Origin of the sequence: Stenotrophomonas maltophilia (genome assembly GCF_039555535.1) — a bacterium.
GTDB classification, from domain to species: Bacteria; Pseudomonadota; Gammaproteobacteria; order Xanthomonadales; family Xanthomonadaceae; genus Stenotrophomonas; species Stenotrophomonas maltophilia_Q.
Window position 1 is genome coordinate 3,340,164 of record NZ_CP154630.1, and the last position, 25,212, is coordinate 3,365,375.

22 protein-coding genes are annotated in these 25,212 nt (G+C 67.0%); 19 read left to right on the plus strand and 3 right to left on the minus strand.

The window, feature by feature from the left end; genetic code table 11:
* The 3 genes from dapD to map are packed head-to-tail and all read right to left on the minus strand — an operon-like array spanning position 1 to position 4,534.
* On the minus strand, positions 1-1,062 hold the full coding sequence (gene dapD / locus AASM09_RS15520) for a 2,3,4,5-tetrahydropyridine-2,6-dicarboxylate N-succinyltransferase (protein WP_100443634.1): 1,062 nt from the start codon (positions 1,060-1,062) through the stop codon (positions 1-3).
* Positions 1,062-3,689: a [protein-PII] uridylyltransferase gene (locus AASM09_RS15525; RefSeq protein ID WP_100443635.1), complete on the minus strand. Its 2,628-nt coding sequence runs from the start codon at positions 3,687-3,689 to the stop codon at positions 1,062-1,064. The genes dapD and AASM09_RS15525 overlap by 1 nt, the downstream gene beginning before the upstream one ends.
* A gap of 2 nt (positions 3,690-3,691) precedes the next feature.
* Positions 3,692-4,534, minus strand: a complete 843-nt coding sequence (gene map, locus AASM09_RS15530; protein ID WP_005408754.1) for a type I methionyl aminopeptidase — start codon at positions 4,532-4,534, stop codon at positions 3,692-3,694.
* A gap of 173 nt (positions 4,535-4,707) precedes the next feature.
* Between map and AASM09_RS15535 the strand changes: the two genes are divergently transcribed.
* The 19 genes from AASM09_RS15535 to lpxA all read left to right on the plus strand — a co-directional run bounded on the left by AASM09_RS15535 (position 4,708) and on the right by lpxA (position 25,185).
* A complete protein-coding gene (locus tag AASM09_RS15535; RefSeq protein ID WP_049427402.1) occupies positions 4,708-5,238 on the plus strand; it encodes a Csu type fimbrial protein in 531 nt (176 codons plus the stop codon).
* Entirely contained in the window at positions 5,238-5,987 is a 750-nt protein-coding gene (locus AASM09_RS15540) for a fimbrial biogenesis chaperone (RefSeq protein ID WP_049427399.1), read from the plus strand. Before AASM09_RS15535 ends, AASM09_RS15540 begins: the two co-directional genes overlap by 1 nt.
* 7 nt (positions 5,988-5,994) lie before the next feature.
* Positions 5,995-8,373: a fimbria/pilus outer membrane usher protein gene (locus AASM09_RS15545; protein ID WP_100443636.1), complete on the plus strand. Its 2,379-nt coding sequence runs from the start codon at positions 5,995-5,997 to the stop codon at positions 8,371-8,373.
* Positions 8,370-9,407 (plus strand): Csu type fimbrial protein, encoded by a 1,038-nt coding sequence (locus tag AASM09_RS15550; RefSeq protein WP_343368483.1) that lies wholly within the window; start codon positions 8,370-8,372, stop codon positions 9,405-9,407. The genes AASM09_RS15545 and AASM09_RS15550 overlap by 4 nt, the downstream gene beginning before the upstream one ends.
* A gap of 59 nt (positions 9,408-9,466) precedes the next feature.
* Complete coding sequence (locus tag AASM09_RS15555) at positions 9,467-9,787, plus strand: hypothetical protein (RefSeq protein ID WP_238378633.1); 321 nt, start codon at positions 9,467-9,469, stop codon at positions 9,785-9,787.
* On the plus strand, positions 9,787-10,485 hold the full coding sequence (locus AASM09_RS15560; RefSeq protein ID WP_049428030.1) for a fimbrial biogenesis chaperone: 699 nt from the start codon (positions 9,787-9,789) through the stop codon (positions 10,483-10,485). The genes AASM09_RS15555 and AASM09_RS15560 overlap by 1 nt, the downstream gene beginning before the upstream one ends.
* Positions 10,486-10,705: 220 nt before the next feature.
* Positions 10,706-11,512 carry a 30S ribosomal protein S2 gene (gene rpsB / locus AASM09_RS15565; protein WP_005408748.1) on the plus strand — a complete coding sequence of 269 codons (807 nt, stop codon included), beginning with the start codon at positions 10,706-10,708 and terminating at the stop codon, positions 11,510-11,512.
* 127 nt (positions 11,513-11,639) lie between these two features.
* The gene (gene tsf, locus AASM09_RS15570) at positions 11,640-12,515 is read left to right on the plus strand and encodes a translation elongation factor Ts (RefSeq protein ID WP_005408747.1); all 876 of its coding nucleotides are present in this window, start codon (positions 11,640-11,642) and stop codon (positions 12,513-12,515) included.
* 275 nt (positions 12,516-12,790) lie between these two features.
* Entirely contained in the window at positions 12,791-14,329 is a 1,539-nt protein-coding gene (locus AASM09_RS15575) for a sensor domain-containing diguanylate cyclase (protein WP_049427356.1), read from the plus strand.
* 121 nt (positions 14,330-14,450) lie between these two features.
* Positions 14,451-15,179, plus strand: a complete 729-nt coding sequence (pyrH, locus tag AASM09_RS15580; RefSeq protein ID WP_005408745.1) for a UMP kinase — start codon at positions 14,451-14,453, stop codon at positions 15,177-15,179.
* Between the two features lie 96 nt (positions 15,180-15,275).
* On the plus strand, positions 15,276-15,830 hold the full coding sequence (gene frr / locus AASM09_RS15585; RefSeq protein WP_049427358.1) for a ribosome recycling factor: 555 nt from the start codon (positions 15,276-15,278) through the stop codon (positions 15,828-15,830).
* A 5-nt stretch (positions 15,831-15,835) separates the two neighbouring features.
* Positions 15,836-16,603, plus strand: a complete 768-nt coding sequence (gene uppS, locus AASM09_RS15590; protein ID WP_049427360.1) for a polyprenyl diphosphate synthase — start codon at positions 15,836-15,838, stop codon at positions 16,601-16,603.
* On the plus strand, positions 16,600-17,436 hold the full coding sequence (locus AASM09_RS15595) for a phosphatidate cytidylyltransferase (RefSeq protein WP_100443637.1): 837 nt from the start codon (positions 16,600-16,602) through the stop codon (positions 17,434-17,436). The genes uppS and AASM09_RS15595 overlap by 4 nt, the downstream gene beginning before the upstream one ends.
* A 2-nt stretch (positions 17,437-17,438) precedes the next feature.
* Entirely contained in the window at positions 17,439-18,629 is a 1,191-nt protein-coding gene (locus AASM09_RS15600; RefSeq protein WP_049432378.1) for a 1-deoxy-D-xylulose-5-phosphate reductoisomerase, read from the plus strand.
* A 55-nt stretch (positions 18,630-18,684) separates the two neighbouring features.
* A complete protein-coding gene (rseP, locus tag AASM09_RS15605; RefSeq protein ID WP_049432376.1) occupies positions 18,685-20,043 on the plus strand; it encodes an RIP metalloprotease RseP in 1,359 nt (452 codons plus the stop codon).
* Positions 20,044-20,117: 74 nt separating this feature from the next.
* Positions 20,118-22,481, plus strand: coding sequence for an outer membrane protein assembly factor BamA (gene bamA, locus AASM09_RS15610; RefSeq protein WP_100443638.1), 2,364 nt, complete (start codon positions 20,118-20,120; stop codon positions 22,479-22,481).
* Positions 22,482-22,899: 418 nt separating this feature from the next.
* On the plus strand, positions 22,900-23,922 hold the full coding sequence (gene lpxD / locus AASM09_RS15615; RefSeq protein WP_049426784.1) for a UDP-3-O-(3-hydroxymyristoyl)glucosamine N-acyltransferase: 1,023 nt from the start codon (positions 22,900-22,902) through the stop codon (positions 23,920-23,922).
* Positions 23,919-24,377 carry a 3-hydroxyacyl-ACP dehydratase FabZ gene (fabZ, locus tag AASM09_RS15620; protein ID WP_005408737.1) on the plus strand — a complete coding sequence of 153 codons (459 nt, stop codon included), beginning with the start codon at positions 23,919-23,921 and terminating at the stop codon, positions 24,375-24,377. The genes lpxD and fabZ overlap by 4 nt, the downstream gene beginning before the upstream one ends.
* 16 nt (positions 24,378-24,393) lie before the next feature.
* Entirely contained in the window at positions 24,394-25,185 is a 792-nt protein-coding gene (gene lpxA / locus AASM09_RS15625; RefSeq protein ID WP_049426783.1) for an acyl-ACP--UDP-N-acetylglucosamine O-acyltransferase, read from the plus strand.
* Positions 25,186-25,212: the final 27 nt, after the last annotated feature.

Below are 25,212 nucleotides of genomic sequence, written 5' to 3' on the forward strand. Positions count from 1 at the left end.
TCAGTCGGCCAGGCCGCGCAGCAGATCGTTGACGCTGGTCTTGCTGCGGGTCTTGGCATCGACCTGCTTGACGATCACCGCGCAGTACAGCGAGTGGGTGCCGTCCTTGCTCGGCAGCGAGCCGGATACCACCACGCTGTACGGCGGGATGTAGCCGTAGCTGATCTCGCCGGTGGCGCGGTTGTAGATGCGGGTGCTCTGGCTGAGGAACACGCCCATGCCGATCACGCTGTGGTGGCCGACCACCACGCCTTCCACCACTTCCGAACGCGCGCCGATGAAGCAGTGGTCTTCAATGATGGTCGGGCTGGCCTGCAGCGGTTCCAGCACGCCGCCGATACCGGCACCGCCGGACAGATGGCAGTGCTGGCCGATCTGCGCGCAGGAACCAACGGTGGCCCAGGTATCGACCATGGTGCCTTCACCGACATAGGCGCCGATGTTGGTGAAGCTCGGCATCAGCACCACGTCCTTGCCGAAGTACGTACCGCGGCGGGCAATGGCGCCCGGCACCACGCGCACGCCACCACGACGGAACTTCGCTTCGTCATAGCCGGCAAAACGCGATTCGACTTTGTCCCAGAACGGCGCCGGGCGCGCATCGACCACGGCCATGTCGTTGACGCGGAAGTACAGCAGCACCGCCTTCTTCAACCACTCGTTGACCTTCCAGCCACCATGGCCGTCCGGTTCGGCAACGCGGAATTCCCCGCTTTCCAGGCCATCGATCACACGGTTGACCAGCGGCCTGGTCGAGCCTTCCAGTTCGTGCAGGGTCAGCGTGGCGCGGCGTTCGAAGGCACTTTCGATGCCGAACTTCAGTTCTTCCACGCCCGGCGTGGCCGGCTTGCGCAGCGATTTGCGGGCGATGGTTTCGGCGCGTGCGGCTTCGGCACTCTTGGCCGGGGCCTTCTTCGGTGCCGCCACCTTCTTCGCCGGCGCCTTCACCGCTGCGGCTTTCTTCGGCGCAGCCGCCTTCTTCGCGGCCGGCACGGCGGCAGTTTTTTTGGCCGCTGCGCTATTGGCGGTGGCAGCAGTCTTCTTAACAGGCTTGGTGGCCATCAGGCGGGGTCTCCGGCGTTTCGATCAGGGTCCAGGCAGGCCAGCATCGCGTCATGCAGCTGCTGCCGGGCAGGTTCAGTCAGGGGGAGGTCGTGTTCGTCACTGATCACGAAGGTGTCTTCGGCGCGTTCGCCGAACGTAGCAATGCGCGCATCATGCACGCGCAGGCCCTGGTTGCGCAGCACGAACGCCACGTCGGCCAGCAGGCCAGGACGGTCGGGAGCGACCAGGGCAAATCGGGTTGCGCCCGGTTCATCGCGGAACTCGATGCGCGGCGCGAAGCGGAAATGACGCAGCTGCCGCGGCACCACCCGGCGCGACGGGCGCAGGCGCGACAGGTCACCACTGAGTGCCTCGCGCAGCGCGGCCTCCAGATTGGCACTGCTGCCATCGGCGAAGCTGTCGGCCGGGTTCACTTCGAAGGTATCGAAAATGGTGTCGGCCGGACCATCCAGCACGCGCGCGCGATGGATGCCGTAGCCCTTGCGGTCCAGGGTCATCACGATGGCGGCGAACAGGCCGTCGCGGTCCGGTGAATGTACAAACACTTCCAGTGCCGGGTCGTCGACGCTGATGCGGCGCACCTTCACCAGCGCCTGGCCCTGTTTCACCGGTACCAGCGCGGCGGCCTGCCAGGCCAGCTGCTCCGGGCGCAGGCGGATGAAGCCTTCGTCGGGCATCACCGCGAACTGGCGGTCGATGGTGGCATCGTCGTAGCCCTGCTCGCGCACCAGCGCACGCACGCTGTCACGCGCCTCGGCCACGCGCTCGGCGGCAGGCACCGGGTGCTCAAGGCCTTCACGCAGCGCGCGCCGGGTGGCGAAATACAGGTCGGCCAACAGGCGGTCCTTCCACGCGTTCCAGAGCTTCGGGCTGGTGCCGGCGATATCGGCACAGGTCAGCAGGTACAGGTAGTCCAGCCGGTCGCGGCTGCCGACCAGGGTCGCAAAGCGATGGATCACCACCGGATCGGCGATGTCCTGCTTCTGCGCGGTCACCGACATGCGCAGATGCTGTTCGACCAGCCAGGCCACCAGTTCGGTGTCGGAGATGCTCAGGGCATGGGTCTGGCAGAACGCGCGCGCATCGACCGCGCCCAGTTCGGAGTGATCACCGCCACGACCCTTGGCGATGTCATGGAACAGGCCGGCCAGCAGCAGGAGCTCCGGCTTGCGCAGGCGCGGCCACACTTCATGCGCGATCGAGAAGCGCTCGTCGGCGCGGCTGCTGGCGAACTGGCCGATGTTGCGCAGGACCATCAGCGTGTGCTGGTCCACCGTATAGACATGGAACAGGTCGAACTGCATGCGCCCGCTGACCTGGGCGAATGCCGGAATCCACTGGCCGAGCACGCCAAGCCTCGCCATGCGCGAAAGCGTATCGACCGGGCGCTGGCCACGCAGCAGGGCCAGGAACTGCTCGCGCGCGTCGGCGTCGGCCTGGTCGTAGGCCGGCAGCAGCGGCAACGATTCGGCCAGCGCGCGCGCGGTCAGCGAATGCAGGCCGCGTACCTGCGGATTGTTGGCCCAGCCGGAGAACAGCGCGAACACCTGGCCGATATCGCCGCGCGGCCAGTCAGCATCATTGGCCGCCAGGTAGCCGCGTCGCAGGGAAAAACCCACGGTCAGCGGTTCCGGCTGCGCCTCGCCATCGAACTGTTCCTCGAAGCGCTGCAGCAGGCGGTCACTGATCCGGCGCACCACCAGCGCGGCGCGGTAGAAGCCCTGCATCATCTTTTCGACACCGAGATTCTCGGCATCGTCTTCGAAGCCCAGGCGCGCGGCCAGGGTCTTCTGGTAATCGAAGCGCAACCGTTCTTCCGGGCGCCGCGCCACCAGGTGCAGCCCGAAGCGCAGACGCGCCAGCACCGCACGCTCGCGCTTCAGCGCGGCCGCTTCGTCGGCCCCCAGGTGGCCCAGGCCGACCAGCGCTTCCAAGTCGCGTACGCCAAAGGCGCGCAGCGCCATCCAGCCCAGCGTGTTGAGATCGCGCAGGCCGCCGGGGCCATCCTTGAGATCCGGTTCCAGGTTGTCGGCGGTATCGCCGAAACGCTGGTGGCGGTTGCGCAGCTCTTCCAGCTTGGCCAGGAAGAAGGCACGTGCAGGCCACAGCTCACGGTCGTCGATGGCCTCGCGCAGCGCACGGCGGGCAGTGTCCTCGGCCAGGATCGGACGCGCCTCGATCAGCGCGGTCAACACGGTCTGGTCGGCAGCAGCCTCGCGGCACTGCGCTGCACTGCGCACCGCATGGCTGACCGCCAGCCCGCAATCCCACAGCAGCGCGAACAGGCGTGCCAGTGCGGATTCGTGCGCCAACTGTGCCGGCGGGTCGCCAAACACCAGCAGGTCGATGTCCGAGCGCGGGAACAGTTCGCCGCGCCCATACCCCCCCACTGCGAACAGCGACAGGCCGCTGTCGAACGGCAGGCAGCGCTGCCAGGCCAGGCGGATCAGATGGTCGGCCGCACGCGCACGCAGCGCCAGCAGGCGCTCGATGTTGTCGCCCTGGTCGAAGCGGCGGTACAGGCGCGCGTCCGCCTGCTGCAGCGCCTGGCGCGCAGCAGCAGCCCAGTCCGGGTCGTTGAGCGACGCGGCCGGCGTGTCCAGCAGCGAACTCGCCGGCAACATCCTCAGGAGACCTGCGACTCGCCCGGCGACAGGGTCAGCACGTCGACGCCGGTCTCGGTGACCGCGATCATGTGCTCCCACTGCGCCGACAGCTTGCGGTCCTTGGTCACCACGGTCCAGCCATCCGGCAGCACCTTGTTGTAACGGGTGCCCTCGTTGATCATCGGCTCGATGGTGAAGGTCATGCCCGGCTGCAGCACCAGGCCCTGGCCCGGACGGCCGTAATGCACCACCTGCGGCTCGTCGTGGTAGACCTTGCCGATGCCGTGGCCGCAGTACTCGCGCACCACGCTGAATCGCTCGCCTTCGGCGTAGCTCTGGATGGCATGGCCGATGTCGCCCAGGGTTGCGCCTGGACGCACCGCACGGATGCCGCGCCACATCGCTTCGTACGTGGTTTCCACCAGGCGGCGGGCCATCACCGACGGCGTGCCGACGAAGTACATGCGGCTGGTGTCGCCGTGCCAGCCATCCTTGATGACGGTCACGTCGATATTGATGATGTCGCCATCCTTGAGCACCTTCCCTTCGCTGGGAATGCCGTGGCAGATGACGTTGTTGACCGAGGTGCACACGGTCTTCGGGAAGCCGCGGTAGCCGACGTTGGCCGGAATCGCGCCCTGCACGTTCACGATGTGGTCGTGGCAGATGCGGTCCAGCTCCTCGGTGGTGACACCGGGCTTGACGTGGGGGGTGACGATGTCGAGCACTTCACTGGCCAGGCGGCCAGCGATGCGCATCATCTCGATTTCCTGCGGGGTTTTCAGATTCACGCTCATGGCGCCCATTATCGCCGATCCGGCTGCAATCTGAACGAACGCCACCCAACTGGCGATCCGGGGCATGCACGGTTCCGGCAAGGAAAGTGAAAGCGTGACGTGCTCCACTCTTTCGCATGCCTATTTATCACGGATTACAGACACTTACCCGCACAAGCTGGCCCTGACCATGATCAAAGCGGCCCTGAACGTGCCGCCTTCGCCTTGTTCAACAGACCTTCGGGTCAGGGAGGTTGTCCATGCGATCCACGCTCCGCTCACCGCTCGCCTGGGCCCTGACCGGACTGTTGCTGGCCGGCCCCGCACTGGCGGCCGATACCACGACCTTCAACGTCACCCTGGTGGTCACCAAGGCCTGCACGATCACGGCCGCGGCCGCCACCAACGTTGATTTCGGCACGGCGGCTTCGACCACGGCGACCCCCACCCTGGGCCAGGGTACGGTGACCGCGCAGTGCTCGGCGCTGACCCCGTACACGATCTCGCTGAACGCGGGCGCCAACGCCAGCACGGCCAACGACGTCACCACCCGCCGCATGAAGAACACCAATGCGGCCGTGACCGCCAACAACTACGTCGGCTACCAGCTCTACCAGGACGCCGCCCACACCCTGGTCTGGGGCGCCACCACCGGCACCAATACCCAGGCCGGCATCGGCACCGGCCTGGCCGTGCCCTACATCGTCTACGGCCAGATCCTGAACCTGAGCACCAACAATCCGGCCACCGGCAACTACCTGGATACGGTCACCGCCACGATCACCTATTGATGGAGCACGCCCGCATGGCCGGACCCCGCCCGTGGCGCGCCACCGGCGTGGCGCTGCTCGCCCTGAGCCTGCTGCTCGCCACCGCCGTCGGCGCCACCAGCCTGCAGGTCGCCCCCACCAGCCTGCAGCTCGAAGCCCGCCAGCGCGCAGGCGAACTGTGGCTGACCAACAGCGGCACCTCGCCGGTCAGGCTGCAGGTGCGGGTCTTCCGCTGGGTACAGCAGGATGGCCAGGAACAACTGCTGCCCACCGATGAACTGCTGGCCACCCCTCCGATGCAGGAACTGGGCGCTGGCCAGCAGCAGCTGGTTCGGGTGATGCGCCCGAACCACGAACCGCCTGCGGCACAGCAGTACTACCGGCTGATCGTCGACGAAGTGCCTGACCTGGCGACCCGCGCCAACGGCATGCAGTTCGTGCTGCGCTATTCGATTCCGGTGTTCGTGCAACCCTCGGGGGGCAAGCTGGCCGCGCAACTCCGGGCGCACCTGGTGAAGCTGGAAGACGGACGCAACGGCGTGGAGGTGGCCAACACCGGCAACAGCTATGCACAGATCGCCGACCTCGCGCTGGGCAGCGTCCAGCGTCCGCGCATCGTGCACCCCGGCCTGCTGGGGTATGTACTGCCCGGGCAGGTGATGCGCTGGCCGATCGAGCGCACGGCCATCGACCGCGACAACGACCAGATCACGGCCAAGCTCAATGGCGAGTCGGAACAGACGCCGCTGTCGCCACCACCGGCTCGCTGAGGCGTTGATGGGCGCGCTGTTGGCTGCTCTGGCTCCTGCGGCGACCGAGGCCGCCGATGTGTCCGGCATGGCTGCTGCCGGGGCTGCGGATGTCTCCGGTGTATCGGCCGATGCGATCCTGCCTGCGCCCACGCCCCTGACCGCCGGCCAGACGCTTTACCTGGATGTCTCGCTCAACAGCACGCCGCGCGGCCTGCTGCCGTTCACCGAAAACCGTGGCCGGCTGCAGGCCAGTCCGGACGTGCTGCGCCAGCTCGGCTTCAGCGCCCGCGGCGATGCGCCGGTCTATCTGGACCAGATCAGCGGGGCCGTGGTGCGCTACGACGCGCATATGCAGACCCTGGCCCTGGACGTGCCACTGGACCAGCTGACCCTGCCGACCACCGTGCTCAGCCAGCCGCAGACCCGCGCACCGGCCGGCAGCGCCTCGCCCGGTCTGCTGCTGAACTACGACGTCTATGGCAGCCGGGTCGACACGCTCGGCAACCTCAGCCTCAGCTCGGAGCTGCGCCTGTTCGGGATCGGCAACGGCACCTTCGAAAACACGGCGATCAGCCGCCGCTACCAGCAATCCGGTGACCGCCGCTGGCGTGGTGAGAGCGTGCGCCTGGACACCCGCTGGAGCCTGGACTTCCCCGACAGGGCGATGACCCTGGACGTCGGCGACTTCTACAGCGGTTTCGTCGACTGGACCCGCCCCGTGCGCATGGGCGGCCTGCAGATCGGCCGCAACTACGGCCTGCAGCCCTACCGCGTGCTCACGCCCACCCCCAGCTTCCTCGGCCAGGCCGTGGTGCCGTCCACGGTCGAGCTGTACGTCGACGGCCTGCGCCAGTACAGCGGGCAGGTGCCGGTCGGTCCATTCCAGCTGGCCGCGCAACCCGGCATCAGCGGCACCGGCAGTGCACAGGTGGTGGTGACCGATGCATTCGGGCGCATGCAGACGCTGGATTTCAGTTTCTATGGCACCCAGCAGCTGCTGGCCAAGGGCCTGTCGGACTGGTCGGTCGGCGTTGGCCACCTGCGTGAGGATTTCGGCCAGCGCTCCTTCACCTACGACGATCGCACCGTGGCCAGTGCCAGCTGGCGCGGCGGCGTCAGCGATACCTTTACCGGTGAAGCGCATGCCGAAGGCGGTGGGGGTCTGACCCAGGCCGGCATCGGCGGCTGGTGGCTGCTCGGCGGTGCGGGCGTGTTCAACGCCGCCTATGCGCACAGCGACTACCACGGCCTGCAGGGTAGGCAATGGGCACTGGGCTACAGCTGGAACAACCGCCGACTCAACGTCAATCTGCGCACCGTGCGCAGCCATGGTGATTACCGCGACCTGGGCGCACTGCAGGGCAACCTGCCGCCGAGCATCAGCGAACAGGCCACGGTCGGCGCCGATCTGCTGCGGCTGGGCACACTCAGCGCCAGCTACCTGCGACTGCGCTACCCCGACGGCGAGGACAACCGCTACGCCAGCCTGTTCTGGTCGCGCACCTGGAGCCAGCGCTGGTCGGCGTACCTGTCGGTGAACCAGAACCTGGACAAGAGCGATGACCGCAGCATCTACCTCTCGGTCACCGCCAGCCTGGGCAACAACCGCCAGGCCAGCCTGTCCAGCCAGCGCAATGGCGACAGCCAGAGCTGGGTGGCCGATGTCACCCAGCCGGTGCCCGGCGACGGCAGCGCCGGCGGTGTCGGTTGGCGCGCGCAGGTGCGCCATGGCGAGGATGGCAATGGTGGCCTGGCCGAAGTCGGCATCCTCAATGACGTCGGTCGCTACTCATTCGGCGCCTCGCGCCAGGGCGGCCTGAACTATGCCTACGCCAGCGCCAGTGGAAGCCTGGTGTGGATGGGCGGGCACGCCTTCGCCACCCGCGAGGTCTCCGACGCATTCGCGGTGATCAGCACCAATGGCGTCGGCGGCGTGCCGGTGCGGCTGGAAAACCGGCTGATCGGCGTGACCGATGATCGCGGCCTGCTGCTGGTCAGCCCGCTGCTGTCCTGGCAGCGCAACCGCGTCTCCATCGATACCCTGGACCTGCCTGAGGACATGCGTGCCGACCGCATCGAAGACTGGGTGACCCCACGCCAGCGCGCGGGCACGCGGGTGACCTTCGCACTGCGCTCGCGGCCTTCGCTGAGCCTGACCCTGTACGGCATGGACGGGCAACCGCTGGAGGTCGGCAGCGAGGTGCAGCTGCCGGACGGGCGCCAGGCGCTGGTGGGCTATGACGGTCTGCTGTACCTGGAAGACGTGGCCGCCGGCAGCGTGTTGTACATCACCACCAGCCGCGGCCAGTGCCGGGTGAAGGTGCCGGACCTGCCCAAGGTGGTGGCCACCGGTGCACGCCCCAAACCGGCGCCGCTGCAGTGCATTCCGGAGGTGGCGCCATGAAGGTGCTGCTGCTCGGATTGCTGCTGGTTGCCTGCCTGCTGGCGGCCGTGCCGGCACGTGCCACCGCGGTCTGCACCGCCATCGCCGACCCGACGCTGCCGTTCGGCAATGTGAACAGCAATGCGCCCGGCGCAACCACCGGCACGCTCAACATCACGGTGTCCTGTACCACCGCCGCGCTCAGCCTGCTGGCCACCACCGGCGTGCGGGTCTGCGTGGGCATCGGCGCCGGCAGCGGCGGCGGCAGCAGCTCCACCTGGCGCACGATGAAGACCAGCGCCAGCGACAGCATGAATTTCCAGCTCTACAACACCTCCAACTTCAGCCAGGCAACCGGGCTGACCCCGCGCGGCACGCCGCCGGCGCAGGAACTGACCATGACCTACAACGTGCCGTTGCTGACCGGCGGCAGTGGCGCGCAGGCCACCCAGCTGTTCGCGCAGATCCCGGCCAACCAGGTGCTGGCCTCCGGCGCTTACAGCAGCACCTTCAGTGGGGCGAACGTGGTGCTGACCTGGGCCTGGAACGAAGTGCTGCTCGGCACGGCCACCGTGCCCGCCACCTGCAACGGCGGCGCCACCGGCACCAACAGCGCCAGTGCCGCCTTCAGCTTCACCGCCACCGCCGAGGTGTTGCCGCAGTGCGGGAGCTACGTCACCACCAACATGAACTTCGGCAACGTCTCCGGCAGCATCCCCGCCAACATCGACCAGACCGCCACCTTGACCCTGACCTGCCTGAAGAACACCGCCTACCAGGTCAGCCTCAACAACGGCCAGAACAACCCCACTGCCACCAGCACGCGACGCATGGCCACCACCATCGGCGCCAGCACCTACTACCTCACCTACGAGCTGTACCGCGATTCCACACGCACCCAGCGCTGGGGCAACACGCTGACCGTCGATACCGCCAGCGGCACCGGCACTGGCAGCGCGCAGCAGCTGACGATCTATGGCCGGGTGCCGCCGGTCACTGGCCAACCGCCGGCCGGCACCTACAACGACGTTGTGCAGGTGACGATCACCTATTGAGTCCCCTGTAGAGCCGAGCCCTTGCTCGGCTGCATTTTTTGGCAGCCGGCAGGCCGAGCATGGGCTCGGCTCTACAGTTCCGGCACATCCAGCCGATACCGCGCAGCGAGATCTTTCAGCACGGTGGTTGGCAGGTGGTTCGCGCAATTCTGATCGGGGCGATGCTGGTCGCCAGCACGCCCGCATGGGCTGAACCCAGTCCCGCGCCGCTGCAGATCCGCCTGACCGTGGTCGAAGCCTGTCGCGATGACCCCGGCAGCACCCACTGCCCCGCCCCCCACCAGCGCAGCGACGCACCGCAACTGCCTCCCCAGGTCCGCGAGCTCGCACCTCCCGCCGACGACGAAGACTCGACGTCCGCCGTAACCGTCATCTACTGATGCGGGCACTTCCGACCCTGTTGGCGATGCTGCTGGCGTGGCCTGCCGCAGCACTGGACCTGTTGCCGACCACACTGCAACTGCCCGCCGAAGGTGGCCAGGGCGAACTGTGGCTCTACAACCCCGGTCCCGGCCGCTGGCAGGGGCGGGTGCAGATCCTGGCGTGGGAACAGCAGACCGACGCCGAAGTGCTGCGCCCCACCGACCAGGTTCTCGCCAGCCCCACCCAGCTCGACATCCCGCCCGGTATCCGCCAGCGCATCTGGCTGCTGCCACGCCAGCCGACACCCTCAGTCGGCGAACAGGCCTATCGGGTCGTCCTGGCCCCCGCTACGCCAGGCCTGCAGCGCTATTCCCTGCCGCTGTTCCGAGGGCACGCCACACCAATGGCCCAGCCGCGGCTGCATGCAGGGATCGAACCGGGCCAGTCACAGACCTTTCTGCGACTGCGAAACACCGGTACCCTGCACGCACGCCTGAACGATCTCGCCTACATCGCCAGCGACGGCCGGCGCACCCTGCTGCTGCCGGGCCTGGCCGGCTATCTGCTGGCCGGCCGTGAGCGCCGCTGGGCCCTGCCCGCCCACGCCGATGGCTACGCCGGCGGTCATTTCCAGGCCCGGCTGCAGGATGGCCGCGTGGTCGATCTGGCCGCTCCAGACCCGGCAATTGCAGCGAGCGCACCGAGCGGGCTATAATCGACCGGATTCCTGCCGCCTGCGTGCGCGGGAGCCCGTCCACACCGGACGTCACCGGTGAATCCACACCTGCTGCCCCCATCCGTGCCGGGGTGCTCCGCAAGGAGTTCGGCCACGGAGGCAACAGGGAAGCCCAACCCCGGAACCGATCGCGCTTCCACGTGTCCCGCATACCTATCCCCGCGGGCGGAATCGCTGGTTCCATATCAGGAGTATTGCAATGCCCCAGGTCACCATGCGTCAGATGCTGGAAGCCGGCGTCCACTTCGGCCACCAGACCCGCTACTGGAACCCGAAGATGGCTCCGTACATCTTCGGCGCCCGCGGCAAGATCCACATCATCAACCTGGAAAAGACCGTCCCGCTGTTCAACGACGCGATGAACTTCATCTCGTCGGTTGCCCAGAAGCGCGGCACCGTCCTGTTCCTGGGCACCAAGCGCAGCGCCCGCGAAACCATCAAGGAAGAAGCCGAACGTTGCGGCATGCCGTTCATGAACCAGCGTTGGCTGGGCGGCACCCTGACCAACTTCCGTACCGTCAAGCAGTCGGTTGCCCGCCTGAAGGAACTGGAAGCCGGTGAAACCGACGGCACCTTCGAGAAGCTGGTCAAGCACGAAGTGCTGGGCCTGCGTCGCGAGCGCGACAAGCTGGAAGCCTCGCTGGGCGGCATCAAGGACATGAACCGCCTGCCGGACGCCATCTTCGTGATCGACATCGGCCACGAAGACATCGCGATCAAGGAAGCCAAGAAGCTGGGCATCCCGGTCATCGCCGTGGTCGACACCAACTACAACCCGGAACTGGTTGATTACGCCATCCCGGGCAACGACGACGCCATCCGCGCCGTGCAGCTGTACGCCCGCGCCGCTGCCGACGCCGTGCTGGAAGGCAAGGCCGCTGCTCCGCACGCCGCTTCGGTGCGCGAAGAGGAGTTCGCTGAAGCCGCTGCCGAAGGCGAAGAGAAGCCGGCCCGCCGCGCTCCGGCCAAGAAGGCTGCCAAGAAGGGCGACGACGCCCAGGCCTGATCCAGGCCCCGGGGTGGACGCCCGGCGTCCACCCTCCCTGCGCGCAGCCCCTTGGCGCGTGACAGGACCGTGTCACACGGGCCGGCCACCATGCCGGCCCTACCCCTTTCTTTCGTGAGGTAATCCCGTGGAAATCACTGCTTCCCTGGTCAAGGAACTGCGCGAGCGCACCGGCGCCGGCATGATGGAATGCAAGAAGGCGCTCACCGAAGCCAACGGCGACATCGACGCTGCTGCTGAAGCCATGCGCAAGTCCGGCGCTGCCAAGGCCGACAAGAAGGCTGACCGCGTGGCCGCCGAAGGCCGTCTGGGCCTGGCCCAGGACGGCGGCAAGGCCGTGCTGGTCGAAGTCAACTCGGAAACCGACTTCGTCGCCAACGATGACAACTTCAAGTCCTTCGTCAACGCCGTCGCCGCTGCCGCCCTGGCATCGGGCGCCACCGACGTGGAAGCCGTGAAGGCTGCCAAGCTGGCCGATGGCCGCACCGTTGAAGAAGCCCGCGCCACCGCCGTGCAGACCCTGGGTGAGAACATCCAGATCCGTCGCATGGTGAATGTCGACACCACCGGCAACATCGGTGCGTATGTCCACACCAACGGCAAGGTCGGCGTGCTGGTCGATCTGATCGGCGGCGACGTCGAGCTGGCTCGTGGCCTGGCCATGCACGTGGCTGCGCTGAAGCCGCCGCACAACAAGGCTGCGGACGTTCCGGCCGACTTCGTCGAGAAGGAAAAGGAAATCGAGCTGGCCAAGATGTCCGAAAAGGACAAGGCCAAGCCGGCCGACATCCTGGAAAAGATCATCAGCGGCAAGATCAACAAGATCGTCAGCGACGTGACCCTGTACGGCCAGACCTACGTGCTGGGCGACACCACCGTCGAGCAGGTGGTCAAGGCCGCTGGCGCCGATGTTGCTGGCTTCAAGCTGCTGATCGTCGGCGAAGGCATCGAGAAGGTGGTGGAAGACTACGCCGCCGAAGTTGCCAAGGCGATGCAGGTCTGATTCCAGCCCTCGGGCTGTGAAACGACCAGAAGGAGCCGCGGGAAACCGCGGCTCTTTTTTTATGTCCGGGACAACGGGAGGCCCATGCTCCACCTGTAGGCGCCCCCGCCTTCTGTGGGTGCGCACCGTTGATGCGCACACCTGCACCTTTGCGTTGCGCGCGAATCAGGCCGATACTCGGCACAGGGAATCAACAGTCATTTAGCAGGAACGAAAATCGCGGACTGTGATGCATTCCTAGGTATTCTTGTCCCAATGGAATTGAACGACCCGACATGCCTCCCGAGCTGACAGCTGCCCTGGCGCTCTGCCGCAACCTGCCCTCGCCACCCGGTATTGCCCTGCGCATCATCGAACTGGCACAGGACCCGGAAGCGGATATCGCCACCGCCGCCGACATCATCGCCATCGACATGGCGCTGAGTGCTCGCATGCTGCGCATCGCCAATTCGCCGCTGTACGCCAGCCGCCGCCGGATCGAGAACCTCGGCCAGGCGCTGACCATGCTCGGCCTGAATGCCACGATCAGCCTCGCCCTCGGCTTCACCGTCACCGAGGGACTGACCGGCGGTACCGGCGCCGACCACGACCTGCGCCAACGCGCCTGGAAGCGCAGCATCCTCAGCGCGCTGGCCGCCAGCCAGCTGGGCCAGGCCCGCGGCCTGCGCCGGCTGGAAGAACTGATGCTGGCCGGCCTGCTGCAGGACCTGGGCGTACTGTGCCTGGCCCAGGCCGAATCGGAGCGCTACCTGCCGCTGCTGCGCAAAGCGCGCGACAACATCGATCTGGTCGCGCGCGAGCGTGACGAACTGGGCTGCAGCCACGCCGAGGTCGGCGCCTGGGTGGCCGAGCAGTGGGGCCTGCCCCGCTATCTGGTGGAGAGCATCAGCCACAGCGAAGACCTGGACGCTGCGGAATCGCCATTCCAGGCCTGCGTGCAGCTGTCCGGCGCGGTGGCCGACATCTGGCTGGACGATGACGCCGATGCCGCCCGCGAGCGCGCCCTGCAGCAGGTGCATGACCGCCTTGAACTGGACAGTGCCCGCTTCGACCAGGTCCTGGCCCGCATGAGCGAGGCGCTGCCGGACATCGCCAGCCTGTTCGAGGCCGGCCTGAATTCCCCCTCGCGGGTGCGCGAGCTGATCGACCACGCGCAGGAGCTGGCAACCCTGCGCAACCTGCGCGAGCTGCAGGATGCCGACCAGGCCCGTCGCCGCGCCGACGAATTCGAAGCCCGGGCCAAGCGCCTGGCCGACCAGGCCCATCGTGACGCCCTCACCGGCGTGCTCAACCGGCGCCAGCTGGAAGCCGTGCTGGAGCAGGAATTCCTGCGCGCCGGTCGCCAGGGCTGGCCACTGTCGGTGGCCTTCATCGACCTGGACGACTTCAAGAAGATCAACGACGCCCATGGCCACCTGACCGGCGACGAGGTGCTGCGGGCCTTTGCCGGCAAACTGCAGGGCCAGCTGCGCCACAGCGACACCGTGGCCCGCTTCGGCGGTGAGGAGTTCGTCGCGCTGCTGCCCAACACCAGCGAAACGGTGGCCCTGGACGTGATCCGCCGGGTGCTGGCCAACATCGTCGCCACGCCGATGGCCGAACTGGAAGGCGGCCCGCTGTTCGTCACCTTCTCCGCCGGCGTGGCCACCCAGGGCGGCTACGAACGCTTCGCCGACGTGCAGGACCTGCTGCGCGCCGCCGACGACGTGCTGTACCGCTCCAAGAACCTCGGCCGCAACCGGGTGATCGCGCGCTCCCCCGGCGCCCTCGGCCACGACGAGCTGTCAGCGACCGCGGGCGCCGAGCTGGGCTGAACGGGAAGCCCCGGATGACCGGGGCGGATGCCAGGATTTTGCGCCGCAGTGCACAAAACACTATGGCCTGACGCCGCATGCGCGTAGAATCGCCCGCGATTTCCACGCACCCGAGGTCCCCATGTCCAAGCTCGCCTATCGCCGCATCCTTCTGAAACTGTCCGGGGAGGCGCTGATGGGAGATGAGGACTACGGCATCGACCCGAAGATCATCAACCGCCTGGCCCGTGAGGTCATCGAAGCCCAGCAGGCCGGTGCCGAAGTGGCGCTGGTGATCGGCGGCGGCAACATCTTCCGCGGCGCCGGCCTGGCCGCCGGTGGCATGGACCGGGTCACCGGCGACCAGATGGGCATGCTGGCCACCGTCATCAACGCCCTGGCCATGCAGGACGCGCTGGAGAAGCTCGGCGCCAAGGCGCGCGTGATGAGCGCCATCAAGATCAACGACGTGTGCGAGGACTACATCCGCCGCCGCGCCATCCGCCACCTGGAAAAGGGACGCCTGGTGATTTTCGCCGCCGGCGTCGGCAGCCCCTTCTTCACCACAGACTCCGGTGCCGCCCTGCGCGCGATCGAGATCGGCGCCGACCTGCTGCTGAAGGCCACCAAGGTCGATGGCGTGTACGACAAGGACCCGAACAAGCACAGCGATGCGGTCCGCTTCGACAGCCTGAGCTACGACGAAGTGATCCGCCGCGGCCTGGAAGTGATGGATACCGCCGCCTTCGCACTGGCCCGCGACAGCGACCTGCCGATGCGCGTGTTCGACATGGGCCAGCCGGGCGAGCTGCTGAAGATCCTCAACGGCGAGAACATCGGCACCCTGGTCCAGGGCCGCGATCCGGCCTGAGCCTGAGCGGGCGGCGACAACCGGGCCGATTCAGGCCCGGCAGCGTCCCGTATTCGCCTATAATCGCCCGATTCCAGATACATCCAGGACCGGGCGATGCTCAACGACATCAAGAACAACGCGCAGACGCGCATGGCCAAGAGCATCGACGCTCTGAAGCACACCCTCACCTCCATCCGGACCGGGCGTGCCACGCCGGCCCTGCTGGACCGCGTGACGGTCAATGCCTACGGCAACGCCAGCACCCCGCTGAACCAGGTTGCCTCGATCTCCAATGCCGACGCGCACTCGCTGCTGGTCACCCCGTTCGACAAGGGCATGATCAAGGAGATCGAAAAGGGTCTCTACAACGCCGAGTTCACTCCGAACACGCTCGGCACCGCGATCCGCATCAACATGCCGCCGCCGACCGAAGAGCGCCGCAAGGAGCTGGCCAAGCAGGTGCAGAAGGAAGGCGAAGGCGCCAAGATCGCGATCCGCAACATCCGTCAGGACGCGAACAAGGAAATCGCCAAGCTGGTCAAGGACAAAGCGATCAGCGAAGACGAAAAGAAGCGCGGCGAAGACGACATCCAGAAGCTGACCGACGCCAACATCAAGGACGTCGACAAGGTCGTCGCCGACAAGGAAAAAGAACTGCTGTCGGTCTGAAGTCGATGCCTTCAGTCCCGCCTCCGTTGCCGGCCGCCCTGCCCCGCCACGTTGCCATCATCATGGATGGCAACGGGCGTTGGGCACAGCAGCGCCGCCGCCCGCGCGTGATCGGCCACCGCGCCGGCGCGCGCGCGGTCAACCGCACCATCGAGCGCTGCCTTGAACTGGGCATTCCGGCGCTTACCCTGTTCGCGTTTTCCAGCGAGAACTGGGGCCGGCCGCAGGAAGAAGTCGACGCCCTGATGAAGCTGTTCCTCGGCGCGCTCGACCGCGAAGTGGACGAGCTGCACCGGCGTGGCGTGCGCGTACGCTTCATCGGCGAACGCGAGCGCTTCGGTGCCGGACTGGTCAGCCGCATGCAGCTGGCCGAGCAGCGCACCGCCGACAACACCACCCTGACCCTGTCGATCGCCGCCAGTTACGGCGGTCGCCAGGACATCGCCCGTGCCGCGCGCGCGCTGGCCACTGAAGTCGCCGCAGGTCGCCTGCTGCCCGAACAGATCGACGAATCGCTGCTGGGCAGCCAGGTCGCCCTGGCCGACCTGCCGCCGCCGGATCTGTTCATCCGCACCGGTGGCGACACCCGCATCAGCAACTTCCTGCTGTGGCAGCTGGCCTACACCGAGCTGTGGTTCACCGAGGCGCTGTGGCCGGACTTCGATGCCGCCCTGCTGCAGCAGGCGTTGGATGCCTATGGCAGCCGCGAGCGTCGTTTCGGCCTGACCAGCGCCCAGATCGCCGCACTGGCCACCGAGACCTCCAGCCCATGACCAAGACCCGAGTCCTCGCCGCGCTGATCATGGCGCCGGTCGCCATTGCTGCGATCCTGCTGCTGCCCACGCAATGGCTGGCCGCCGCCGCCGCCGCCGTGCTGCTGATCGGCCTGTGGGAATGGCTGAAGCTGGCCGGCATCGAAGACACCCTCGCCCGCACCGTGCTGCTGGTGCTGAACCTGCTGCTGATGGTGCTGCTGGTGTGGGCCGATGGCAGCACGCTGGTACTGTTCCAGATCACCACATTGGCGGGTGTCGCCTGGTGGCTGGCGGCGCTGGTCTGGCTGCGCTTCTTCAACTTCGGCGCACAGCCCACGGCCCCCTCGCGGATCGTGAAGATGCTGGCCGGCACCCTGGCCATCGTCCCGGCCTGGGCAGCACTGGTGCTGATCCATGCCGGCGGTGACCCGCCGGGCAAGCAGGGTCACCTGTGGCTGCTGGCGGCACTGGCACTGGTCTGGGCAGCCGATTCGGGTGCCTATTTCGCCGGTCGTCACTTCGGCAAGCACAAGCTGGCCCCGCGCATCAGCCCCAACAAGACCTGGGAAGGCCTGTTCGGCGGCCTGCTGGCCGGTGTCGCCGTCGCCGTCGGCCTTGGTTGGCTGGCCGGCGTCGACGTCGCCCACCTGCCGGGCCTGCTGATCACCTCGGTGGTGGCGGTATTCGCGTCGGTGCTGGGTGATCTGTTCGAAAGCCTGATCAAGCGTCACGCCGGTGCCAAGGACTCGGGCCACCTGATCCCGGGCCATGGTGGCGTGCTCGACCGCGTCGACGGCGTCCTCGCCGCCGTGCCGGTGTTCGCGCTGGGCAAGGAAATCTTCGGGTTCTGACCATGAATGCTGTCGCAGACCTGCGCCGGGTCGCCGTATACGGCGCCACCGGCTCGATCGGTGCCTCCACGCTGGACGTGATCGCCCGCCACCCGCAGCGCTACCAGGCCACGGTGCTGGCCGCCGGCCGCCAGGTGCAGGCGCTGCTGGCGCTGTGCCGCCAGCACAAGCCCGCGCACGCGGTCATCGCCGATGAAGCGCTGTTCACCGAACTGCGCGACGGCCTGCGCGATGCCGGGCTGTCCACCGAGGCCCACGCCGGGCATGCCGCACTGGACCAGCTGGCAGCAAGCGATGCCTGCGACACCGTCGTCGCAGCCATTGTCGGTGCTGCCGGGCTGTCCTCGACCCTCGCCGCCGCTGCGGCCGGCAAGCGCATCCTTCTGGCCAACAAGGAATCGCTGGTACTGGCCGGCGAACTGCTGACCCGCACCGCCGAGCGCGCCGGCGCCGAGATCATTCCGATCGACAGCGAGCACAGCGCGATCTTCCAGTGCCTGCGTTCGCGCGACGCCAGCATCGACGGCGCCGGCGTGCGCCGGATCCTGCTGACCGCGTCGGGTGGCCCGTTCCGCGGCCGCAGCCGCGCCGAGCTGGCCAAGGTCACCCCCGCCCAGGCCGTGGCCCACCCGAAGTGGTCGATGGGCCCGAAGATCTCGGTCGATTCGGCGACGTTGATGAACAAGGGCCTTGAAGTGATCGAGGCCCACCACCTGTTCGCGGTGCCCGGCGAGCGCATCGAGGTACTGGTGCACCCGCAGAGCCTGGTGCATTCGCTGGTCGAGTTCGTCGACGGCTCGACCCTGGCCCAGATGGGCCTGCCGGACATGCGCACCACCCTGGCGGTCGGCCTGGGCTGGCCGCAGCGCATCGAATCCGGCGTGTCCGGACTGGACCTGCTGGCGCAGGGCCGGCTGGATTTCGAGGCCCCCGACACCGACGCCTTCCCCTGCCTGGCGCTGGCCTGGCAGGCGATGCAGGCCGGCGGTACCGCCCCGGCGGTGCTGAACGCCGCCAACGAAGAGGCGGTTTCAGCATTTCTTCAGGGCCGGATCGGTTTCCTGACCATCCCGGAGCTGGTTGCTAACGCTCTTTCAACACTGCCGACCCAGCCAGCCGATACACTGGAGGTCCTGTTGTCCGCCGACCAGCGGGCACGCCAGCTCACCCTGAACGCCATCGACGCCGCCTGAACGACCGCCTCGCCCAGCATGACGCCGCCGCCCCTGCCCGCCACTGTGAGCCTGCATGACTGACTTCATCGGATCGGTCTGGTGGATGATTGTCAGCCTCGGGCTGCTGGTCACGTTCCACGAGTTCGGGCATTACTGGGTCGGCCGCCTCTGTGGGGTCAAGATCCTGCGCTTCTCGGTCGGCTTCGGCCGCCCGCTGTGGTCGCGCCGCGACAAGCACGGTACCGAGTTCGCCATTGCCGCCATCCCGCTGGGTGGCTACGTGAAGTTCCTCGACGAACGTGAGGTCGAAGTCCATCCCCACGAGCGTGGCCAGGCCTTCAACCACAAGACCGTGTGGCAGCGCATCGCCATTGTTGCTGCAGGGCCGATCGCCAATCTGCTGCTGTGCATCCTGCTGCTGTGGGCGATGTTCGTGATCGGCAAGCAGGACTACTCGCCGACGATCGGCCGGGTTGACGGCATCGCCGCCAGTGCCGGCCTGGCCAGCGGTGACCGCGTTCTGCGGGTGGATGACCGCCAGGTCGCCACCCTGGGCGAGGCCAGCATGGCGCTGACCGCCGCCGCCATGGATCGCCGCGACGTCAAGCTTGAAGTACTCGACCCTGCGGACCAGGTGCGCGTGCGCACCCTGCCGCTGTCGCAGCTGCCCGCCGGTTTCGATGAACGACGGGTGCCGATCCTTGCCGGTCTGTATTGGCAGTCGTGGCTGCAGCCTGCGCTGGTCGACTCGCTCACCGCCGATTCGGTGGTCACCGGGCTGCTGCAGCCGGGCGACCTGATCGTCGCGATCGACGGCCAGCGCATCGACAGCGTCGACCAGGTGATCGGCCAGATCCAGGCCCTCGGCCGTGCCGGAGGCCCCGGCATGATCGAGGTCCTGCGCGGCGGTGAACGGCTGGCACTGGAAGTCACGCCCCGCCAGGGCAAGGATGGCAAGGGCAACCCGGTCTGGCAGATCGGCGTCGGCTTCCCCACCACCTACAGCCCCTCCTACGACACCCTGCTGCGCTATGGGCCGCTGGATGCCGTGACCGTCGCCGTACGTGAAACCGGCCGGCTTGCCGCCGATTCGCTGGGCATGATGGGCCGCATCGTCACCGGCAAAGCCTCGCTGCAGAACGTTTCCGGGCCCGTCACCATCGCCCGCGTGGCCAATGTCTCGGCCAAACGCGGCCTCGACTGGTTCCTGCAGTTCCTTGCCCTGCTGTCACTCAGCCTGTGCATCATCAACCTGTTGCCGATCCCGATCTTGGACGGCGGCCACCTGCTGTATTACCTTATCGAGTTGGTCAAGGGCAGCCCGCTGAGCGAGCGCGCCATCGCCGCCGGCCAATACATCGGCCTGGCGTTGCTGGCCGGGCTGATGGGGTTGGCGTTCTACAACGACATCCTCGGCCTGGTCCCGCGATGAACTTTTCCACGTTGTTGCCGTCTACAGCGTCGGCATCCCGCACCAATGAAATCGACCTTCCTACCGGACGTGACATGACGCGACTCCCCAATCGCCGCCTGCTGGCCCTCGCCCTCGCCGCCGTCACCGGCGCTCCCGCCCTGGCCCAGGCAGCCGAGCCCTTCACTGTCAGCGACATCCGCGTCGATGGCCTGCAGCGCATCAGCTCGGGCACGGTGTTCACCTACCTGCCGGTGGAACGTGGCGAGACGATCACCGACAACAAGGTCGGCGAGACCATCCGCGCCCTGTACAAGACCGGCTTCTTCGAAGACGTGCAGCTGGACCGCCAGGGCAGCATCCTGGTGGTGACCGTCAAGGAACGCCCGGCGATCAACAAGCTGACCGTGACCGGCAACAAGGACATCAAGTCCGAGCAGCTGCTCAAGGGCCTGTCCGACATCGGCCTGACCGAGGGTGGCACCTTCGACCGCCTGAGCCTGGACCGCGTGACCCAGGAACTGCGCCGCCAGTACAACGACCGCGGCAAGTACACCGTCGAGATCACCCCGACCGTGAGCCCGCTGGACCGCAACCGCGTCGACATCGCGATCGCCATCAAGGAAGGCAAGGCGGCCAAGATCCGCCACGTCAACCTGGTCGGCACCGAGAAGTTCGAGAGCAAGGACATCCTGGAGACCTGGGAGTCCAAGGAGCACAACTGGGCGTCGTGGTACCGCCGTGACGACCAGTACTCCAAGGAAAAGCTGTCCGGCGACCTGGAAAAGCTCAACTCCTGGTACCTGGACCGCGGCTACGTCGACTTCAGCATCGATTCCACCCAGGTCTCGATCAGCCCCGACAAGCGCGACATGTTCCTCACCGCGGGCGTGACCGAGGGTGCGCAGTACAAGATCTCCGAGATCAAGGTCAGCGGCGACACCATCCTCCCGCAGGAGGACGTCGAGCGCATGGTGATCCAGAAGTCGGGCGACACCTTCTCGCGTGCCCTGCTGGAATTCAGCTCGGACACCATCACCAACTCGCTGTCCAACATCGGCTACGCGTTCGCCAAGGTGAACCCGATCCCGACCACCAACCGCGCCGACCAGACCGTGGCCATCAACATGCAGGTCGTTCCGGGCCCGCGCGTGTCGGTGCGCCGCATCCTGTTCCGTGGCAACACCCGCACCTCCGACGAAGTGATGCGTCGCGAAATGCGCCAGTTCGAGAACAGCTGGTACTCGCAGGCCGCGATCGACCGTTCCAAGATCCGCCTGCAGCGCCTTGGCTACTTCGAGTCGGTGGACGTCGAGACCCCGGCCGTCAGCGGCAGCAACGACCAGGTCGACGTCGTCTACAACGTCAAGGAAACCACCTCCGGCAGCTTCGTGTTCGGCCTGGGCTACTCCCAGTCCTACGGCATGACCACTTCGGTGCAGCTGTCGCAGAACAACTTCCTCGGCGGCGGCAACCGCGTGTCGGTCGAAGCCTCGCGCAGCAGCTACCTGCAGCGCTACGGCTTCAGCTACACCAACCCGTACTTCACCGATGACGGCGTGTCGCTGGGCTACAACCTGTCCTGGCGTGAACTGGACTACTCCGACTTCAACACCGCGCAGTACAACAGCACCAATGGCTCGGCGCAGGTGGTGTTCGGCGTGCCGCTGACCGAGACCGATACCGTCTCGCTGATGTTCGGCATCGACAGCAACCAGATCACGACCTATCGTGGCTCGACCCCGGCCTCGATCATCGATTACATCGATGCGGTCGGTTCGCGCACCTTCCATGCCTGGCGCACGGAACTGGGCTGGGCGCGCGACTCGCGCAACGACTACTTCATGCCGACCCGCGGCACCTACCAGCGCGTCGGCCTGGAAACCACCCTGCCGGGTTCGACCATCGAGTACTACAAGCTGAACTACCAGATCAGCAAGTACTGGCCGATCATGCCGTCGCTGGTGATCAACACCCGCGCCGAAGTGGGCTACGGCGACGCCTACGGCAAGGACTACACCCGTACGATCACCAATGCCGATGGCACCACCCGTACCGTCACCGCCAGCGGCCTGCCGTTCTTCGAAAACTTCTATGCCGGTGGTACCAACTCGGTACGCGGCTTCGAGGACAACACCCTCGGTCCGCGCGAAGTGACCGACGGTTACCCGGAAGGCCAGCCGCTGGGTGGTTCGCTGAAGACCGTCGGTTCGGTCGAAGCCTACTTCCCGCGCCTGTTCGACAGCCCGTCGGCACGCGTGTCGGCCTTCGTCGACTTCGGTAACGTCTACAACGGCACCAAGAACTTCAAGGCCAACGAGCTGCGTGTGTCCTCCGGTGTCGCCCTGCTGTGGCGCGCCCCGGTCGGCCCGATCTCGATCAGCTACGCGTTCCCGCTGAAGAAGGAAGACGGCGACAAGATCGAACGCCTGCAGTTCACGTTCGGCGGGCAGTTCTGACGAACCGCCCTGCGGTTCATCAGAACTGCACGCGCATCCCTCCTATCCCCCGCGCCGTCGGCGCGCGCCCCTTAACAAAGGGGGGCTCTCCACCAGACGGAGCGCGAAGCGCCGGGCACTGCCCGGCGTTTTCGTTTGGCCCGGATGCCGGAAACGCCCGCTCTGCTTTTGATCTTTTCTGTTTTTCCGTGGCTGGCACTCGCGCCACGCCGTCGGAGGTCGGACGGGGCGGGGCTGCGGGGGTGTGAGCCGCATGGATGCGGCGACCAAGGCTACATGGACGTACTTGCGCCGCCCCCCGCAGCCCCGCCCCGTCCGACCCAGCCCATGACACTGGCTCTGCCGGCCGCGAGGGGCCCTGCCGTTGGCTGCATGCCCCCCGCATGACCGCAATGGCGTCACACGTTAAACTCCCGCCGTGAATACTCCCACCTACACCGCCCAGCAACTCGCCGAGCAGTTCGGCCTGCAGGTCCATGGCGACCCCGCCACCGCCATCCATGGCGTGGCCACCCTCGCCCATGCCGGTCCTGGCCAGCTGACCTTTCTCGCCAACCCGCGCTACCGCGCCCAGCTGGCCGACAGCCTGGCCTCGCTGGTCGTGCTGCGTGCCGACGACGCCGAGACCGCCCCCGGCGCCGCGCTCGTGGCCAAGGACCCGTACACCACCTTCGCCAAGATCGCCGCGCTGTTCGACATCGCGCCGACGCGCCCGCCAGGCATCCACCCCAGCGCCGTCATCGATCCCAGCGCCCAGGTCGCCGACAGCGCCCATATCGGTCCCTTCGTCTCCATCGGCGCGCGCAGCGTGGTCGGTGAGAACTGCATCATCGGCACCGGCAGCGTGATCGGCGAAGACTGCAGCCTGGACAGCGGCTGCGAGCTGATCGCCCGGGTCACCCTGGTCACCAGGGTCAGGCTCGGCAAGCGCGTGCGCGTCCACCCCGGTGCCGTGCTCGGCGCCGATGGCTTCGGCCTGGCGATGGACGCCGGCAAGTGGATCAAGGTGCCGCAGCTCGGCGGCGTGCGCATCGGCGACGACTGCGAAATCGGCGCCAATACCTGCGTCGACCGCGGTGCGCTGGAAGACACCGTGCTGGACGAGGACGTGCGCCTGGACAACCTGGTGCAGATCGCGCACAACGTGCAGATCGGCGCGCACTCGGCCATCGCCGGCTGCACCGGCATCGCCGGCAGCGCCAAAATCGGCCGCTACTGCCTGCTCGGCGGCCATGTCGGCGTGGTCGGCCACCTCGAGATCTGCGACAAGGTCGTGATCACCGGCAAGTCCGTGGTCCGCAATTCCATCCATGAGCCGGGCGAGTACTCGTCCGGCACCCCGTTGACCGACAACCGCACGTGGCGCAAGAACGCCGCGCGCTTCAAGCAGCTGGACGCATTGGCTCGCCGCGTCCTGGCTGCTGGCAAGGAGAAAGAATGAACGACACGCTGCAGCTTCCTATCGACGTCTGCCAGATCCAGGAACTGCTTCCGCACCGTTACCCGTTCCTGCTGGTGGACCGGGTGCTTGAACTCGACATCGACGCCAAGCGCATCCTGGCGCAGAAGAACGTCAGCATCAACGAGCCGTTCTTCCAGGGCCACTTCCCGGGCCGCCCGATCATGCCCGGCGTGCTGATCATCGAAGCGCTGGCCCAGGCCGGTGGCGTGATGACCCAGCTGACGCTCGGCCGCGATGCGCAGTCCAAGCTGTTCTACATGGTCAAGGTGGAAAACGCCCGCTTCAACAAGCAGGTCGTCCCCGGCGACGTGCTGATGCTGGATGTGCAGATGAAGCGCCTGATCCGCAACATGGGCTGGTACTACGGCGAAGCCAAGGTCAACGGTGAAGTCGTCGCCTCGGCCGAAGTCATGTGCGCCGGTGCCAAGGGCTGATCCACGGGAGGCAGCAATGACTGACAACGCACCACGGATCCACCCGACTGCCGTCATCGATCCGGCCGCGCGCCTGGCCGACGACGTCCAGGTCGGCGCGTTCACCCTGATCGGTGCCGATGTCGAAATCGGTGCCGGCACGGTGGTGGGCCCCCACTGCAGCATCCACGGCCCGACGAAGATCGGCCGTGACAACCGCTTCGTGGGCCACGCGGCGGTCGGCGGCGAGCCGCAGGACAAGAAGTTCGCTGGCGAACGCACCGAACTGGTGATCGGCGATCGCAACGTGTTCCGCGAGTTCGTCACCCTGAACCGTGGCACCGGCGGCGGCGGCGGCATCACCACCATCGGCAACGACAACTGGATGCTGGCCTACACGCACGTGGCGCACGACTGCCATGTCGGCAACTTCTGCGTGTTCTCCAACAACACGACGCTGGCCGGCCACGTGACCGTGGGCGACTACGTGATCATCAGCGGCTTCGCCGGTGCCCACCAGTTCTGCCGCATCGGTGCGCATGCCTTCCTCGGCATGGGCGCGCTGACCAATGGCGACGTACCACCGTTCACCATGGTCGGCACCGATTCGCTTGGCCGCCCGCGCGGTATCAACAGCGAAGGCCTGAAGCGCCGCGGCTTCGATGCCGAGCGCATCTCCGCCATCAAGCGTGCCTACCGCACCCTGTACGTGGCAGGCCTGCCGCTGGCCGAAGCCAAGGTGCAGCTGACCGAACAGGCGCGTGACAGCGATGACGTGAAGGCGATGCTGGACTTCATCGAGCACGCCGAGAGGCCCTTGCTGCGATGAGCAGCGCGACCGGCCAGGCGCCGGCCG

What these genes read in the sequence shown, in the direction of transcription:
- AASM09_RS15575 (WP_049427356.1), top strand. Translation starts at nt 12,791, where the DNA reads ATGCCTCCCGAGCTGACAGCTGCCCTGGCGCTCTGCCGCAACCTGCCC.
- AASM09_RS15540 (WP_049427399.1), top strand. Translation starts at nt 5,238, where the DNA reads ATGGAGCACGCCCGCATGGCCGGACCCCGCCCGTGGCGCGCCACCGGC.
- AASM09_RS15545 (WP_100443636.1), top strand. Translation starts at nt 5,995, where the DNA reads ATGGGCGCGCTGTTGGCTGCTCTGGCTCCTGCGGCGACCGAGGCCGCC.
- AASM09_RS15525 (WP_100443635.1), bottom strand. Translation starts at nt 3,689, where the DNA reads ATGTTGCCGGCGAGTTCGCTGCTGGACACGCCGGCCGCGTCGCTCAAC.
- fabZ (WP_005408737.1), top strand. Translation starts at nt 23,919, where the DNA reads ATGAACGACACGCTGCAGCTTCCTATCGACGTCTGCCAGATCCAGGAA.
- rseP (WP_049432376.1), top strand. Translation starts at nt 18,685, where the DNA reads ATGACTGACTTCATCGGATCGGTCTGGTGGATGATTGTCAGCCTCGGG.
- AASM09_RS15535 (WP_049427402.1), top strand. Translation starts at nt 4,708, where the DNA reads ATGCGATCCACGCTCCGCTCACCGCTCGCCTGGGCCCTGACCGGACTG.
- AASM09_RS15595 (WP_100443637.1), top strand. Translation starts at nt 16,600, where the DNA reads ATGACCAAGACCCGAGTCCTCGCCGCGCTGATCATGGCGCCGGTCGCC.
- frr (WP_049427358.1), top strand. Translation starts at nt 15,276, where the DNA reads ATGCTCAACGACATCAAGAACAACGCGCAGACGCGCATGGCCAAGAGC.
- AASM09_RS15550 (WP_343368483.1), top strand. Translation starts at nt 8,370, where the DNA reads ATGAAGGTGCTGCTGCTCGGATTGCTGCTGGTTGCCTGCCTGCTGGCG.
- AASM09_RS15555 (WP_238378633.1), top strand. Translation starts at nt 9,467, where the DNA reads ATGGGCTCGGCTCTACAGTTCCGGCACATCCAGCCGATACCGCGCAGC.
- dapD (WP_100443634.1), bottom strand. Translation starts at nt 1,062, where the DNA reads ATGGCCACCAAGCCTGTTAAGAAGACTGCTGCCACCGCCAATAGCGCA.
- pyrH (WP_005408745.1), top strand. Translation starts at nt 14,451, where the DNA reads ATGTCCAAGCTCGCCTATCGCCGCATCCTTCTGAAACTGTCCGGGGAG.
- AASM09_RS15600 (WP_049432378.1), top strand. Translation starts at nt 17,439, where the DNA reads ATGAATGCTGTCGCAGACCTGCGCCGGGTCGCCGTATACGGCGCCACC.
- map (WP_005408754.1), bottom strand. Translation starts at nt 4,534, where the DNA reads ATGCCCCGGATCGCCAGTTGGGTGGCGTTCGTTCAGATTGCAGCCGGA.
- AASM09_RS15560 (WP_049428030.1), top strand. Translation starts at nt 9,787, where the DNA reads ATGCGGGCACTTCCGACCCTGTTGGCGATGCTGCTGGCGTGGCCTGCC.
- lpxA (WP_049426783.1), top strand. Translation starts at nt 24,394, where the DNA reads ATGACTGACAACGCACCACGGATCCACCCGACTGCCGTCATCGATCCG.
- bamA (WP_100443638.1), top strand. Translation starts at nt 20,118, where the DNA reads ATGACGCGACTCCCCAATCGCCGCCTGCTGGCCCTCGCCCTCGCCGCC.
- rpsB (WP_005408748.1), top strand. Translation starts at nt 10,706, where the DNA reads ATGCCCCAGGTCACCATGCGTCAGATGCTGGAAGCCGGCGTCCACTTC.
- uppS (WP_049427360.1), top strand. Translation starts at nt 15,836, where the DNA reads ATGCCTTCAGTCCCGCCTCCGTTGCCGGCCGCCCTGCCCCGCCACGTT.